This window comes from Pantoea sp. B_9, from assembly GCF_008632015.1.
GTDB classification, from domain to species: domain Bacteria; phylum Pseudomonadota; class Gammaproteobacteria; order Enterobacterales; family Enterobacteriaceae; genus Pantoea; species Pantoea dispersa.
The window spans coordinates 220468-234959 of record NZ_VWVL01000001.1 but is presented as its reverse complement, the minus strand read 5'-3'; the positions used below and the strand labels follow the sequence as shown (position 1 = coordinate 234959).

Sequence of the window (14492 nt, the reverse complement as noted above, 5' to 3'; positions counted from 1 at the left end):
TCGCTGTGCATTATCAACCGAAAAGCGACCTGCTGGACAATCGCATCATTCTCGTGACCGGCGCTTCCGACGGCATCGGCCGCGAAGCCGCCCTGACCTATGCGCGCTACGGTGCGCGCGTGATTCTGCTCGGCCGCAATGCCACTACGCTACAGCAAACCGCTGAGGCGATTAATCAGCTCAATAAACAGCCCGCCGCTACGCTGCTGCTGGATCTGGCGCACGCCACACCGGAAAGCTGCCAGCAGCTGGCGCAACAGGTTGCCGCGCTGGTGCCGCGGCTGGATGGCGTGCTGCATAACGCTGGCATTCTCGGTGAGATCGTGCCGCTGGCGGAACTCGATCCGGCGGTCTGGCAGCAGGTGATGCAAATCAACCTCGACGCCACCTTCTATTTAACGCAGGCGCTGCTGCCGCTGCTGCTAAAATCCGACGCCGGTTCGCTGGTGTTCACCACCTCCAGCGTGGGCCGCACCGGCCGCGCGGGCTGGGGCGCGTATGCCGTGTCGAAATTCGCCACCGAAGGCATGATGCAGGTGCTGGCCGATGAGTATAAAAACCGCCATCTGCGGGTGAACTGCATCAATCCGGGCGGCACGCGCACCAAAATGCGCGCCAGCGCCTTCCCGGAGGAGAATGCCAGCCTGCTGAAAACCCCGGCCGACCTGATGCCGCTCTACCTCTATCTGATGGGCGATGACAGCCGCCGTAAAACCGGCATCAGCTACGATGCACAACCGGGGCGCAAGCCGGGACCGGCCAGCGCATGAGCGGTCGTCACCAGCAACGCCAGCAGCGGCTGAAAGAACAGGTTGACGCCCGCATCGCCGCCGCCACCGAAACGCGCGGCATCCTGATGGTGTTTACCGGCAACGGCAAAGGTAAAACCACCGCCGCTTTTGGCACCGCGCTGCGCGCCTGTGGCCACGGTAAAAACGTGGCTGCCGTGCAGTTTATTAAGGGTGAATGGCCTAACGGCGAACGCAATCTGCTGGCGCAGCACGGCGTGGAGTTTCAGGTGATGGCCACCGGCTTTACCTGGGAGACGCAAAACCGTGCCAGCGATACGGCCGCCTGCCAGCAGGTGTGGCAACACGCCAGACGCATGCTGCAAGACGCGTCGCTGGATCTGGTGATACTCGATGAAATCACCTACATGGTGAGTATGGATTATCTCGATCTGGATGAGCTGATCGCTGCACTGCAGCAGCGTCCGCCGCAGCAAAGTGTGATCATTACCGGGCGCGGCTGTCACCGCATGTTACTGGAGATGGCGGATACCGTCAGCGAAATGCGTCCGGTCAAACACGCGTTTGACGCTGGCATTCAGGCACAGCAGGGAATCGACTGGTAAAAACGGACGCCGCAGGCGCGGCGTCGGGGAGCATCAGGCACCGCGTTTGGTGTTGTTGCGACGCGGGCTGTTATTGCTTACCGCGCTATGGCGTTTCACCGCCCGGCGGATTTGGTTCGCTTTGGTGCGGCGACGATCTTTCTCGACCGCCACTTTGGTCACCGTCTCTTCCGGCAGTCCCACCAGCTTACGCAGGTAGTTGACCGCCGGCAGTTCCATCTCCATCCAGCCGCCGCGTGGCAGCCCTTTTGGCAGCTGAATATCGCCGTAGCGCACGCGCATCAGACGGCTTACCTGCACGCCAACCGCTTCCCACAGACGACGCACCTCACGGTTACGCCCTTCCGTCAGGGTGACGTTGTACCACTGGTTAATGCCTTCGCCGCCAGCAAATTTGATGGTTTTGAACGCTGCCGGACCGTCTTCCAGCTGCACGCCCTTGCTCAGCTGACGCACTTTTTCGTCATCCACTTCACCAAATACGCGCACCGCGTATTCACGCTCAACTTCGCGGCTTGGGTGCATCAGGCGGTTGGCCAGCTCACCGTCGGTGGTGAACAACATCAGACCGCAGGTGTTCACATCCAGACGGCCGACGGCAATCCAGCGTGAACCGCGCAGGCGCGGCAGACGATCAAATACCGTTGGGCGCCCTTCCGGATCGTTGCGCGTGCACAGCTCACCTTCCGGTTTGTAATACGCCAGTACGCGACACACCTCGGTGGCCGATTCAGCAATCGATACCAGATGGCCATCAATACGGATTTTCAGGGTTTTGTCATTTTCGATGCGATCGCCCAGCGTCGCCAGTTTGCCATCGACGCTGATGCGTCCGGCTGAAATCATTGCTTCGATTTCACGGCGCGAACCGTGTCCGGCGCGCGCTAATACTTTTTGTAATTTCTCGCTCATGGAGCTGCCTCGTTGTCGCCTTCCCAGACGTCAGATATACTTCTATAAAACAATGGTTTAGCGATGATTCATGGCTAACCATATGATATGTAACCATTTTACGGTACACAGCATGGCAAACAATGTGTCACACAAACTGTCACACACGATGATTCGTGGCCGCACATACTACACGAACTTTAGGCTAAATGATTCAACTAGTTTAGTTCGTATTTCTCTAGGCACAGACAGCTATAAACAAGCCGAAATCCTCATGAATCAGGTGCGCCCTTTCATCCCTCTGGTTCAAAATGGTTCTATGGGCGTGGATGAGTTCAAACGCCGCTTACAGGGCTTCAGAACTGCCACCAAAAAGGATTTTGATGAATACCTTCTTAACTGGCTACGTGGCGGTGTTGAAGAGGCTCAAAGGCTTCCTGAGCTGGGAAGAATGCGCAAGCAACTCACAGGCCAGCCGTTATCCCCACAGGAGACAGCCACAGAGGCCAAAGGATACGCTGACCACTACACAGGGAATATGTACAGTGGTAATGATATGACCGCCAGATCCATGCTTGCCGCCCTCAAACTGAAGCAGTTGGAGGTAGGGGAAGCTGACCTTGACCAGCTAGACGCCGTAGCAAGTCAGGTAGATATGAGTCAGGCTCTGATGTCACAGGCTTATCATGCGTTTTATTCCGGTGAGCTTGCACGCTATCGTCAGTTAGTGGATGCCATGAAAGCGCAACTACAGGAAGCAGAACAGGCACGGGAGCCACCAGCCCCCACAAAAGCTAAGAAGATTAAGGAACAAGCTAAAGATTCCCTCTCAGAGGCCCCTACTACCTCCTGTATGACCTTATCTGAGGCCTGGAATGGGTATGTGAGGGATAAGGGGCAGAAATGGCGTAAACAAACGGCTAACGAGAATCAGCGGTTCTATGAGGTTTTGAATCATGTTGTTGGTGATATCCCGGTGAACCAGATCACCAAACAGCAAATTAGAGAATCGATTGAGATAACGGCAAACTTACCCACCAGAACAAAATTACCATATTCCAGAATGAGTTTATCGGAGTGCATCGAGTATGACGCACCAGAGGATGATCTGATTACCTCTGAGCATGTACACAAGCACCTGAAGCTATGGCGCTCTATCCTGAAAACTTACCTTGTTGATCAGAAAGATATTCTTGAAAAATCTCCTACTGAAGGGATCACATATGAGGTGAAACCTAACCGTGGCGGGCACTATACAGCCAGCGAGCTTAAGCGCCTGAAAGACAAATTCTTTGGTATGGATGAACACAATTGGCGTAAGTGGTATTTCCTGACGCTCATTTATACCGGTGCCAGGCGTTCTGAAATAGCCGATTTGAAAAAGGAACACATCAGACAGGATGATGAAACAGGACGCTGGTATATCTTTATAGATGGTGGGAAAACTGAACATTCGCGGCGTAAGGTGCCAATCCACAAAAGTATTGAGACCGGGCTATTGAAGCAAATCGCCTCGATCAAGGATTCAGACCTTGTATTTGGCAACCTCCCCAACTACACCAGCATTACGCTTGATTGGGTAGATATGATGAAGGAGCTACAGATCCCTGATCTGAATGAGTTCGGTCTAAAGAGGCGGGTTCACTCATTAAGGCATACGTTCATCACTAATGCTATCGCCACAGTTGGGAACTATTCACTGGTCCAATTCGTAGTGGGACATAGCCAGTCACAAGGGTTGGGCATAACAGCCCGTTACACTCATACACCGCCACTAAAAGACCTACTGCCGGTTGTGGACTCCCTACCATAAATATGCCCCGCCACAGCGCGGGGTTTTCTATTGGCCTTCTGCACGTCCCTTTTCCTCACTCTCCCGCATCGCTTTTGCTAAAGCTAATTGAAAGCTGAATGTCAGTTGGGAACGGCTGATCTTAATTCCATCCACCAAGATAAAAGTTGGAAAGGCCGTAACTGTATGGCCCATGAAAGCGAATGTCACAGGATGAGACTCATCATCTTTAAGCATTATCATTCACCCGATCAACACGGGGATATGCCCCCGAAAACGATCTGATGATTGATCATAAAATGATCATTTTCAATAGGTTATGTTTGTTTTTCTTTGAGTGTTACTCTTTAGGATTGTGGCTAGATGGTATCGTGTCATTTCTCACACTATTTACCCTGCATTCGTGCATCAAAGGGGAAAGATATGTGAGTAAGACAAAATATCACTGTGTTTCGATATAGCTGTTAGGCACAGAAACTCACCCCTAAAATGATAATGATTGTTATTCTCAAATATCGAGAGTGTCTATCCCGTATTAACTCTGTGCGAACCTCTGTTAGGCGTTCTTACTTACGCCCGCCCTACCCCATTACCATTGGGTTAAAGACTCTCTGAGGGGCTTATAGTGAGGATATAAAAGATTGTTGATACGACAAAGGGTCATGCGTGATTATACAGGGGTTTATACAGTGCGTATTTAACATATTACCTGTAATGCGCCCTTATTTAACAACTAAGAAACAGGCCAGACCTCTTTTCTTTTAGTGATTACATATCAATGAAGGCATAAGAGCACCACTTTCCGCACTCTTCTCCCCCGCCTTGAGCACATCATCGAGAGATAACTGTATTCACGGTTAGCCTGTGAATAACGAAATCCTCCTGTGGATAACTTCAGGCTGATTTGCCTGTTTACGCTCTTTTGACCTTCAGGGCCTTTCAGAGGCTGGACGCCTCCATTTGTGGGCGAAAAGACAATATTGCGCCTGTGGCGCGATATCAGGCCAGCCCCGGAGGGGGTGGATGGTAATAATATTGATTATCACTTGCATTTGATATTGATTATCATTTGGGGAATTTTTACTTTGAGGTGATCAGGGTGTTTTCTGTGAAAGTTGACAAGCACCCCAGTTTTTCCATTCTCATGAAATAAAAATTGAATCCTTATTTCCCAATAGCTTACACACATCAACAGAGCCGGGGAGTCCTGTCTGTACTGGTCACCACTCGCCATCGTTTATTATTTGCACAGGGCATAGGGCCTTTTTAAGTCCTTTTCAGCCATGAGTGAGGTCATAAATGAGCATTTAACGGGTATTTAAATTGATTTATTCATCCTATTTAAACTTACTTTTAGCAATAAACAAAAACCCCGGCACTGAGGCCGGGGCTGTATTGATGAAAGGAGTTGGTGGGATTAAGTCCGTACACTTAACCCGGGCCGCCCTGCATCAGTAGGTTGAAATTCATCTGGTCGGAGGCTTTGATTTCCTGCTGCACAAGCCCCCTGACCTTGCCATCATCAACCTTTGTAGTGATATCGATTTTAAGGGGCTGATTAAGCCACGCCGGTGGTGTCATGAACGGATTCCCTACCGGGTTGGCGCTCAAACCAGGAGGTGTAAATGTCACGTTTGGCTGATTGCTGCTGGTAGCCAGTGAGTTAAGGTCAACAGCCTTAGAAACCTGGTTGGCGTTTCTCCATTCATCTAACACGTCTAACAGCCCTACAGGCTTAGGCATATTCGCGGGGATTGGTTGGTTGCCGTTCTCAGCTATCTTCTCGTCACCCCGCTGGAGGACGTTATCGTAGAAGACATTCCCCGCCATCATAATATCACCCAAGAGGCCAATTTTAGCCAGTCTGCCAGCAGTGCCCCATTTGGTAGCCCCACCGGTTGGCTTAGGCGCATCTGTCGCTTTAGGAGTTGCTGTGTTGCCTGATGGGACATCGGTCTGCAACCCCCTTAACTTACTGATCCCTTCCAGCACACCTAACAGCCTCGTTAGCGGGTTCATAAATCCGATGATGTACTTCAGTGCACCGCCTAATTTCCACACAGATGCAGCGAAGGCTGTGACACCAATGGCATAGGCGGATAGTTCACCCCATGAGGCCATCTGTTCACCGGTAACCCCGATCTTCTTCAGATAGAATTCAGTGATCCTTGCAGTGAAGACAACAGCATTATGTAGGCCTGTAAACGCGTCGGTGGCACCGTCTACAACCTGACCCGCAATGTGGCCCCACCAACGAAAAGTATCAGCATTATTATTAAGAAAAGCTGTCAGGGTATTGAACAAGTCGGTTGTAGCTTCACCAAAACCGGATTTGTAAAACTCATTCATTGATGACTGCATCGCGGTCTGTAAGCGTTGCCAACTGGCGCGGTTGCTGTTTATAGCCTTATCAAGCGCTCCGCCCTGGCGTGCTGTCTTCGCCATCTCCTTACCCACAAAGGGTAAGATGTCTTTAGCGAATAACTGACCAGATTGCATCAGTGCAAACAAATCCTTTTCTGTCAGGTTGGTTTTACCTTTCATATCGTTAAGAGCTTTAACAAAGATCCCAACGGCACCCGGTAACGCCTCAGCAAGCTGACCTTTCAATTCCTCAGACATGATAGTGCCTTTGCTTGCCATCTGCTGGAGAGCAGTGAAAGCACGGCTCTGTTCATCGGCAGTTGTTCCCAGAACTGTTCCGTACTCACTCACAGCGGAAAAAATCTGATGAATTTGGTCAGTTGGTAGCTTCTGGCCGATACTTGCTGCAAACTGGGTGTAATCCTTCGCTGTGGATGTCAAATCCAGCCCTAAGCGATTAGCCTGATCCTGTAAGAAAGCGAACTCCTGATTAGCCCTTTCTGCTGACCCGGTGATAGCAGTAAGACCAGCTAACGCACTGTCAAAGTTGCGTCCGGCTTCCAGCACTTTACCGCTTAATGCGATGGTGGCCCCGATTGTTAAAGCGCCGCCAGCGCGATCTAACAGTGTTGTGTCGATTTTTTCTACCTTCGCGGTAACAGGCAATGTGGCACCTTTCATCCCTACCTTACCCTGCTGTCTTACCTGGCTTTGCAAAGCGGCTACTCTAGCGTTGTACTCCTGGAGACTCAGCTTATTGCCGTGATACTGGCGTGTAAGATCACCAAACGAGCTGAGAGCCTCTGTTCGCTGTCTGCCGCCAAGATTTGCGTTAGCAATAGAAGTATTGAACCGGATGCTTTTTGCTCGGATCTGATTGAGCTTCCTCTCAGCGGCAACCCTTGCCGCTGCCGCTTCTTTTTCTGCTTTAGCGGCTGCTTTAGCTGCTTTATCCTGCGCCTGCGTGGCTTTAGACGCCTGTTGAGCCTGCCTCAGCATTTTCGTAGACTGATTAAGGTCTGAATCGAGCTTTAATGGCTTGATGGATTTTCCGGCTTTTTCCCACTCAGACTTAACAGAGCGAATTTTCTTGATGGTATTCGAATAAGACCCTTTATCAACTTCGAATGTTGTTCGGTTGATCGTCTTAACGACTATATTATTAGCATCTGCCATTATTTAGCTCCCTCGACAAAGCCTTTAATCGGACGTAGTGCTTTATTAATTTCCACTTTGATTTTTCCGTCTGCCGATTTAGTCAGAAGACTGATTGGGCGATTATTTGCACTGTAGCCCTGCTCTTTATGGCAAAGAGCAATGCCCCGGCTCTTTATTTTCTTACCCTTAGAGGAAGCTTTTAGAATTCCATCCTCAAATTGCTCAATGAGCTTATTAAGATTATTTAATGCAATTTCTGATTTCTGAACAAACTCTCTTGCTGTTTCTTTTTTCTTCTGAATTTCGGCTTCAGCCTTCGCCTGCTTAATCTGAGCCATTAGGTTATTATAAGCTGTCTGTGACATAGAAAAGTCCTTAATGAAATAACTTGTTTAGATGTTCCATAGTGAGGATCGCCACATGGAACACCACATAAATAAAGAGGGGTTTGGTTATAAGAGAGAGAATTAACCACAGGAGAAAAAGAATTACCCGTGAGAAGGTTTTAATTAATTGTTGTCTCAAATATTTTTTCTTTCTTTCGGGTAATGTTCATATTGCGCCATTTTCTTTTCGAATTGCCGATGTGAATAGCTATTGCACTTCTTCCCTGTGCAATAAGCCCCGGAATTTTCGATTTTACAGTGTCATCTTTCCAAATGGGGTTTTCCACATATCGGGAACTTCTAAGATTACGTAAAACCACATCCCAAGTTAGCATCTGTTGCTCCAGATATTCAGGCAATTTAATTCTTAATAGCTTTTCAATCATTCTGGAATGCAAACCCATCTCCTGAGATATCTCAGAAATGCCATAACCTTCTTTCGCCATCTGTTGACTCATCAAACCTTTATGCACCAAACAGAGTGGTTCTTTTTGATATTTTTTAGGGTCGAAGATCTTCTTTTCCTCCAGCACAAAGGAGACAGGAACTTTGAAAGCATCTGAGATAGCCCTAGCAGAATGACCCAGCACACAGGCACGCCTAATTTTAACCAGTTGTTCAGGCGTCAATGTAGATACCCCTTGCTTATATTTAGGCTTAAGATTCTGTTTATCCTTAGACTTGCTTTTGAGTTTGAGGGCCATCTGGGCTATCTTTTCTTCTTCTTGTTCTGTCAGATTGTTGAGATTGGCAGGCGGCGGGGATTTAGTTGTTATAATGGTTTTTTCATAAATGCCGGGCATAGGGGATTCTCCACAATAAGCTAAAGCGGTAGGTCGGTATGTAAATCTGGCAGGGAAGTAATTAAGTATTAGACACTGTTTTAATATTAGGGAAATACAGAGATAATCGGTTCAGGGGCAATCAGGAAGGTTTTAAAATGGTGGATCCAATTCCCATCCATTTGGTTTGGGTTCTGGATTATAGGCCCTTATTAGTTGCCCATCAACCTTTAGATATTCACCGTTGAATCTGTTTTTTCCTTCCACCTCTGTTAATTCAATAGGATCAGATAACTGAATATCAGTCCAGCCAGTGACCAAATCCAGATTACTGATAATCGCTTTGCTTTCCACAGGCTTGTTCTGATGTCCACTTGTGCTATTAATAGATCCTGCATCTTCTTCTTTCTCCATAGTTACGCCATTTGGTAAAACGGTTTTGGTTAATTTTCCACGTTGGCGACGTGTTTTAGCTGGCTTAACTGCCGGTGATAAGATTTCTGTTAACTCTTCCTTGATCGGAAGGACAATTAATAAATCAACATCATAAGCACCACGTCCAACACATTCGATTAACCCGGCTTTTTTCATGTTGGCAATTACTGTTGCGGCTGTACGGCGTGACGACATCAGATAATCGGCTAATTCAGATTGTCCTACCTGAGAGGGCTGACCTTTTTTAATATGACCGTTTGTCATTTTTTGATCACGGTTAAATGAGGCAATAAGATCGTATGTCAGTGCCATTTCAAGAGTCATCTTTACACCGTTATAACTCTTGATACGGCGTAAGGTACGGGAGGATTTTACAAAGTCGCGATCATAGAAGTTATTTAATTGGGTTGCTTCGATCATTGTTTGTTTCCTGCATATTGGAATTAAGAGTTTTCAGGTAATGCTTAACAGACTTTTCGATAATAGTTTTAACGCTCCCGTGCTGTCTGGTAGCTGCCAACTCAAAAAGTTGATCCATAACGTGGGGTTCAAAACTAATTCCCATCTGGCGGTTAGTTTGCTTATTGTTCATATCCTACCTCCATTAAATGACTACAGGGTATTCGCCGGTTAACTGCTGAAATCGATCAGCACTTTCCAGAAGAATAAAAGCCATGATTTCGTCATATTCCATAAAGATCCCCATTGCACTGAAAAAGTGCTGGTAAGCTAAAACCACGCTGGCCTGAAAATCTGGCCTACTTGCGAACTGATTCACTGCGACTTTGAGCTTAAGCCCCTGCTCAGCGTCGATTTTCGAGGCGCGGGCCTCTAGTTTTTCTTGCTGATAAACAGCCCGAGACAGTGGGGATTTCGTAATTTCCAGCACCTTACTGATTACGGAAACGCGATCTTGCTTACCTTCCTTCTTGAATCTCCAGCGTAATTGGTGGAGTGACTGGCGCGAAATTAACCCCTGGTCATAGCGGGCAATAACGTCATCGACTGATCCATAACGGTTGTCAGTAGCAGATTTAGAAAACATTTGCATCCTCCCGGAAAGCTTGTTAGAGTATATTTGGATAACTTTGAGCATCATGTTAATTATTTTATCATGATGCGTTTACTTTGTATAGTGGTAGTTGACAACAAGATAAAAATAGTATAAATGGCCATCCCATCACAAAACTCGCCTACAATCGATTCTGAGCGTGTTTGGTAGGAAAGCAGTAGATTGACTCATCTTATCTGAGAAAGTGTTTGAGAATCGTGCTGGTGAAGCCTGATGAGGTTTTATTGTAGTAGGTTTGAATTGCTTGAGTGATTAGCTTTGTAGTCTTCTCTGCCCCCCCACACACACTCGCGGCCCCATAGACTCTCAATCTACGATTTCGTGACAGTTTCCAAAGGGGGTCTTGCTCGCTGTGCGAGCGCTCCCAAAGAGACGCGTCTGTTAAGACGCTTTAAATAGATCAGTCTCTTCCAATCAATCTACGATTAATCGTCTAATACTCTTTAAAGATCTTTTGCTGTGCCTAAGGGCGTAAGCCCTCTTATGGTGTGGCTGTTAGTCTTATGGTCTTTTATTATTCTTATAGTGTGCAAATTTTGCATGACTTTGATAATAGGTTGTGCAAATTCTGCATAACTTAGGTGTGGTAGGTTGTGCAAATTCTGCATAACTTTATCTATTACCTTACATGTACCACGCTGGTACACATACCCCTCACCTGGCCAGTCTCACTCTGTGGAAGACTTATCCTGGGGATATCCAATCAATCAAAATTTCAATCTATCTGTATATCTACCTCCCTGCCCTTCACTGTGTGTAAAACTTTTGTGGATCATCATAAGATCATAATCGGCGCTGTGCGAATGAAATGAGAGCCGATTATAAATAATTGTTTTATGATCGGTAAACGAAGAATGAGTGTGAGATCATAATTTTATTGTTTTATGATCGGTAAGTGAGAGTATCGAACGTGAGATCATAAAATATATGTTTTAAAACCGGTAAGCGAGTAGCGTGAGGTTTTGTGTTAGATCTTAATATAAGTCTTGTGTCTTTCTGGAAAGACATGGTACTTAGCAGCCTAATAATTATCAATGATAACATGCATATCACAGAAAGAAATGGAATGCAATTTATTTTGACAATTTTTATTGATAATTACATAAGTGCATGATAAACTATATGTATAGTGTGTTGGGATGGATTAAAAAGCCATTACGCAACCTCAACACTCTACCACCTCCCGGGGTATAGGCCTGAGATGTGTGGACTAGCCATAGAGGGAATAACCGGGGGATCTCCACCCCGGCCCTCATCTTTAATTAGCTTGATTACATCTTTAACAACCCCTGAAATAATTATTTCAATCACTAACTAGCTTACTCAATAACTTACCCACTCACTCCCGCCAAAAGGGTTTTCCATAAATAGAATCCTTCTGGCGTTAGTGAAGTTACTGCCATTACGATTACTATTACGCATTGTTAATCTCCTTCTAATTATAGGTCTGCCTCGCATCGGGCCTATCCTAGAGGGTGTTTAAATATAAACGGTCTATTCACCAAATAACACTGTCGTTCAAATTTTTCCTTCAATTTCTTCTTTCTCCGTGCAAAGCGGGGACACTTCAACAGGCTAGTTACCTTGTTGAGGGATAAAGTGTAGGTAGTGATATAGGAAACTATTTCTGCCTGTGCTTTCCGGTGCGTGATTATGTACCGTTTTCTATATTCCCTGTCTGGTGAACTGCAAGCGCAAATTGCATAGTCACTCAGGGAATATAGAAAATGGCCTTAGACCATTAGGGATTTCTACAATCCGCAGACAAAAAATATATGTAACTCCTCTTAGACTCACCCCGTGACTCCTTGCGGGTTCTTTTTGAGTTTCCTCTCTGGTTTACTGACATCTACCCCCGTGGAGTTATTTCCATTGAGGGAATTCAAGAAAGAAATATTTATTCAGTACGAATTTTAGTACAGCTTTCAAAAGATTCATCCAGTGTGGGAACAATTAACCCCCATGATGGAATAACCGTGCCAGAGGGCGAGAGAGCCGGATCAGCAAGGGGTGGCATCATTGCCGCCCCTTCTATCCTTCTAATTTCTTCCCCTCCCCCTTCCCAACATTCAGATAAGCCCGTCTCAGTGGCTGTCAGATAAAGCCGTGCAATGTGGCTCCCTCAATTGTGGCTCTCCCACATAATTACCCCTCAAGGAAAATTCTAATGAAAACCTCTGAACGCTATCCAATCACACAGGGTGACGTAATCGTTAATTACGCTTCAAGCCTGTTTGACCGTACCGAGATCACCGCTCCGAGCCTCCCGGCTGATGTGTACTGCGGCGATATTCTGGACAGCAAATCTTTTGCCTTATTCGACGCAGCAGCCGCTGATCCTGGTGTGCCATTCATCAACCTTTCTAACATGAGCGCCGATGGCAAGCCTAAAACTCTGGTTATCGTGGATCGCCATGTTGTGATTACTGATTTTGCTCTACGTGCTAAAGACGCAGCGAGCAAAACTGCCGCATTAACCCGGCTGACTACTGACGGCTCAATCCGTCTTGCAGTTAACGCTGACTTCTATAACGCATAAGATAAGGACATCAAAACATGGCTATTGATTTCTCTAAATTTGAAAAGCTGGACACAGTCGCCAGTATCAAAGATGTACCAGCCGGTAACTATCTGATCTCTGATCTGGGTATTTTCACCCCGGTAAACTCCACCACTCCAAATGCTCAGGTTGTGGATATTGTGGAATCTCAGGTTTCAGAACTTGAACAGGTATCGCGTTATGGCACTGAAGTAAACGCCATTAAGATGGATAAAACTGTTCTGCGTAATCAGGAAATCCCACACTACGCGACTGAAGCAGACGTCAAAACCGCAGACTGGCAGAGTCTTGTAAGCCCAACAAAGCCGGATCAGGAAGCTGCGCTCACTCAAGTGATCGCCGACAAGGCGATCCGTCTGCGTAACTACCATCTGGAAACGGTGGAAAGCACATTAGCCCGTGCTCTCTTCCAACAGTCCGCAAAGGCCGCTAAAACTGATGACGGTAACGTAGATTTTAACGCTGTGTTCGACACTCAGCCCATGAGCTTTGAACTCGATGCAGCCTTACCGGTTTATGCACAACTGGCTAAGATCCGCCGCGCACTGGTGAAAGAATACGGGGCCAGCCGTAGTTATCTGGATCGCTTTTACTGCTTCGCCTCTCCAGACCTCTATGATGCTCTTGCTTCAAACGTCGAAGTGATGAGTTTGATCACCAATAAGGTCAGTGAAGCTGCTAAAGGTGTTCTGATCCCGGTGCCATCCGCAGGTTACGACTCCTTTAGCATTGGCAACCTCACGTTTATCCTGGCCGATGATGATCGCTATGAAATCGCCGCTGACTCAGGCCTGGTTGTGCCAAAATTCATTGCTCCTGAGCGTAATCCATTTAAATTGGTTCAGGGTCCAGCATCACGCAACCAGGATATCGCCGCTAAAGGCGTGGTTAGTCCTTACTATCAGAAAGTGATGACTGACCGCTACGGCATGGTGACTATCCATCAGGAAAGCAGTCATATTCCATTGAACCTGCGTCCAAATTACACCATGAATATTACCCTAAAATAATGGGTATTACCTGAGATAGTTCAGGAGGGGGCTTTACGGCCCCCTGTTCATTTGGACCAGTCATTTATATTTTTACCTTTTGGGGCGAAACATGAAAATTGAAATTACTGATTCAACCGGGAAACTGATTTTCCGTGATCATGGGGATTCTGTGATCAACCGAAAAAAGCTGTGTTCAATCCTCAATCTGGATAATGTAACACTATCGAGGATTGAAAAAGAAATCGGATTTGAACGCGCTATCAAGCGGCTTCTCGAAAAGAAAAAGATAAAGTGACTTTGAATCCATATCAGGGCTAGCCTCCACAGGCTAGCCTTTTTTTTACAAATGACACAAGCCAAAAAATGAGATATTATGTCAGTATCATTCAAACATTTGGTGCATAAAAATGAATAAAAAAATTATACAAAAGCTGTCTGAAGATATGGCTTACGCCATTCTAGCTAATAAAGAAATCCGCAGCGTTTCCGAGGGCGTACTGGAGTTTTCATCATGTGTAGGTGCAAACCTGACCGTAACAAGCAGCGACCCAATGCATATTTCTTCACCTAATGGTGAGTTCGACATTGTTGTGAAAGAGCGCTCAATGTTAGAAGTTCTAAAAGAAGCATTTGAAAAAACTTACTACTCACACCTCTTAGATGATTAATTAATTAAATATTTATAAGGCTAGCTTTATTGGCTAGC

Annotated in this window: 15 protein-coding genes; 7 read left to right on the top strand and 8 right to left on the bottom strand. The window is 46.6% G+C overall.

Annotation, left to right across the window (positions count from 1 at the left end):
- Positions 1-5: 5 nt before the first annotated feature.
- Positions 6-770: a YciK family oxidoreductase gene (locus F3I21_RS01145; RefSeq protein ID WP_021510112.1), complete on the top strand. Its 765-nt coding sequence runs from the start codon at positions 6-8 to the stop codon at positions 768-770.
- Positions 767-1354 carry a cob(I)yrinic acid a,c-diamide adenosyltransferase gene (cobO, locus tag F3I21_RS01140; protein ID WP_150057980.1) on the top strand — a complete coding sequence of 196 codons (588 nt, stop codon included), beginning with the start codon at positions 767-769 and terminating at the stop codon, positions 1352-1354. The genes F3I21_RS01145 and cobO overlap by 4 nt, the downstream gene beginning before the upstream one ends.
- A 33-nt stretch (positions 1355-1387) precedes the next feature.
- Here cobO and rluB read toward each other — a convergent pair whose 3' ends face one another.
- Complete coding sequence (gene rluB / locus F3I21_RS01135; protein WP_021510110.1) at positions 1388-2266, bottom strand: 23S rRNA pseudouridine(2605) synthase RluB; 879 nt, start codon at positions 2264-2266, stop codon at positions 1388-1390.
- A 112-nt stretch (positions 2267-2378) separates the two neighbouring features.
- On the opposite strand from rluB, the gene F3I21_RS01130 reads away from it, so the two are divergent.
- Positions 2379-4058: a tyrosine-type recombinase/integrase gene (locus F3I21_RS01130; RefSeq protein ID WP_150057978.1), complete on the top strand. Its 1680-nt coding sequence runs from the start codon at positions 2379-2381 to the stop codon at positions 4056-4058.
- A gap of 27 nt (positions 4059-4085) precedes the next feature.
- Here F3I21_RS01130 and F3I21_RS01125 read toward each other — a convergent pair whose 3' ends face one another.
- The 7 genes from F3I21_RS01125 to F3I21_RS01095 all read right to left on the bottom strand — a co-directional run bounded on the left by F3I21_RS01125 (position 4086) and on the right by F3I21_RS01095 (position 10207).
- The gene (locus tag F3I21_RS01125; RefSeq protein ID WP_150057977.1) at positions 4086-4274 is read right to left on the bottom strand and encodes a hypothetical protein; all 189 of its coding nucleotides are present in this window, start codon (positions 4272-4274) and stop codon (positions 4086-4088) included.
- A gap of 1194 nt (positions 4275-5468) precedes the next feature.
- On the bottom strand, positions 5469-7577 hold the full coding sequence (locus tag F3I21_RS01120; protein WP_223815607.1) for a tape measure protein: 2109 nt from the start codon (positions 7575-7577) through the stop codon (positions 5469-5471).
- Complete coding sequence (locus tag F3I21_RS23130; RefSeq protein ID WP_190286065.1) at positions 7577-7924, bottom strand: hypothetical protein; 348 nt, start codon at positions 7922-7924, stop codon at positions 7577-7579. Before F3I21_RS23130 ends, F3I21_RS01120 begins: the two co-directional genes overlap by 1 nt.
- A 140-nt stretch (positions 7925-8064) precedes the next feature.
- Complete coding sequence (locus F3I21_RS01110; RefSeq protein ID WP_150057975.1) at positions 8065-8748, bottom strand: hypothetical protein; 684 nt, start codon at positions 8746-8748, stop codon at positions 8065-8067.
- A gap of 132 nt (positions 8749-8880) precedes the next feature.
- On the bottom strand, positions 8881-9582 hold the full coding sequence (locus F3I21_RS01105) for a winged helix-turn-helix domain-containing protein (protein ID WP_150057973.1): 702 nt from the start codon (positions 9580-9582) through the stop codon (positions 8881-8883).
- Complete coding sequence (locus tag F3I21_RS01100; protein ID WP_150057971.1) at positions 9557-9754, bottom strand: hypothetical protein; 198 nt, start codon at positions 9752-9754, stop codon at positions 9557-9559. Before F3I21_RS01100 ends, F3I21_RS01105 begins: the two co-directional genes overlap by 26 nt.
- Before the next feature lie 12 nt (positions 9755-9766).
- On the bottom strand, positions 9767-10207 hold the full coding sequence (locus F3I21_RS01095) for a hypothetical protein (RefSeq protein ID WP_150057969.1): 441 nt from the start codon (positions 10205-10207) through the stop codon (positions 9767-9769).
- Positions 10208-12401: 2194 nt separating this feature from the next.
- On the opposite strand from F3I21_RS01095, the gene F3I21_RS01090 reads away from it, so the two are divergent.
- From F3I21_RS01090 to F3I21_RS01075, 4 genes are all read left to right on the top strand, one after another.
- Positions 12402-12773 carry a hypothetical protein gene (locus F3I21_RS01090; protein WP_150057967.1) on the top strand — a complete coding sequence of 124 codons (372 nt, stop codon included), beginning with the start codon at positions 12402-12404 and terminating at the stop codon, positions 12771-12773.
- Positions 12774-12790: 17 nt separating this feature from the next.
- On the top strand, positions 12791-13804 hold the full coding sequence (locus tag F3I21_RS01085) for a major capsid protein E (protein ID WP_150057965.1): 1014 nt from the start codon (positions 12791-12793) through the stop codon (positions 13802-13804).
- A gap of 91 nt (positions 13805-13895) precedes the next feature.
- A complete protein-coding gene (locus tag F3I21_RS01080) occupies positions 13896-14081 on the top strand; it encodes a hypothetical protein (RefSeq protein ID WP_150057963.1) in 186 nt (61 codons plus the stop codon).
- 112 nt (positions 14082-14193) lie between these two features.
- Positions 14194-14454, top strand: coding sequence for a hypothetical protein (locus F3I21_RS01075; protein WP_150057961.1), 261 nt, complete (start codon positions 14194-14196; stop codon positions 14452-14454).
- The last annotated feature ends 38 nt before the right edge of the window (positions 14455-14492 follow it).

Excerpts from the sequence above, each read along its gene's own strand:
- cobO (WP_150057980.1), top strand. The coding sequence starts at position 767 with ATGAGCGGTCGTCACCAGCAACGCCAGCAGCGGCTGAAAGAACAGGTT.
- rluB (WP_021510110.1), bottom strand. The coding sequence starts at position 2,266 with ATGAGCGAGAAATTACAAAAAGTATTAGCGCGCGCCGGACACGGTTCG.
- F3I21_RS01130 (WP_150057978.1), top strand. The coding sequence starts at position 2,379 with ATGGCAAACAATGTGTCACACAAACTGTCACACACGATGATTCGTGGC.
- F3I21_RS01125 (WP_150057977.1), bottom strand. The coding sequence starts at position 4,274 with ATGCTTAAAGATGATGAGTCTCATCCTGTGACATTCGCTTTCATGGGC.
- F3I21_RS01120 (WP_223815607.1), bottom strand. The coding sequence starts at position 7,577 with ATGGCAGATGCTAATAATATAGTCGTTAAGACGATCAACCGAACAACA.
- F3I21_RS23130 (WP_190286065.1), bottom strand. The coding sequence starts at position 7,924 with ATGTCACAGACAGCTTATAATAACCTAATGGCTCAGATTAAGCAGGCG.
- F3I21_RS01110 (WP_150057975.1), bottom strand. The coding sequence starts at position 8,748 with ATGCCCGGCATTTATGAAAAAACCATTATAACAACTAAATCCCCGCCG.
- F3I21_RS01105 (WP_150057973.1), bottom strand. The coding sequence starts at position 9,582 with ATGATCGAAGCAACCCAATTAAATAACTTCTATGATCGCGACTTTGTA.
- F3I21_RS01100 (WP_150057971.1), bottom strand. The coding sequence starts at position 9,754 with ATGAACAATAAGCAAACTAACCGCCAGATGGGAATTAGTTTTGAACCC.
- F3I21_RS01095 (WP_150057969.1), bottom strand. The coding sequence starts at position 10,207 with ATGTTTTCTAAATCTGCTACTGACAACCGTTATGGATCAGTCGATGAC.
- F3I21_RS01090 (WP_150057967.1), top strand. The coding sequence starts at position 12,402 with ATGAAAACCTCTGAACGCTATCCAATCACACAGGGTGACGTAATCGTT.
- F3I21_RS01085 (WP_150057965.1), top strand. The coding sequence starts at position 12,791 with ATGGCTATTGATTTCTCTAAATTTGAAAAGCTGGACACAGTCGCCAGT.
- F3I21_RS01080 (WP_150057963.1), top strand. The coding sequence starts at position 13,896 with ATGAAAATTGAAATTACTGATTCAACCGGGAAACTGATTTTCCGTGAT.
- F3I21_RS01075 (WP_150057961.1), top strand. The coding sequence starts at position 14,194 with ATGAATAAAAAAATTATACAAAAGCTGTCTGAAGATATGGCTTACGCC.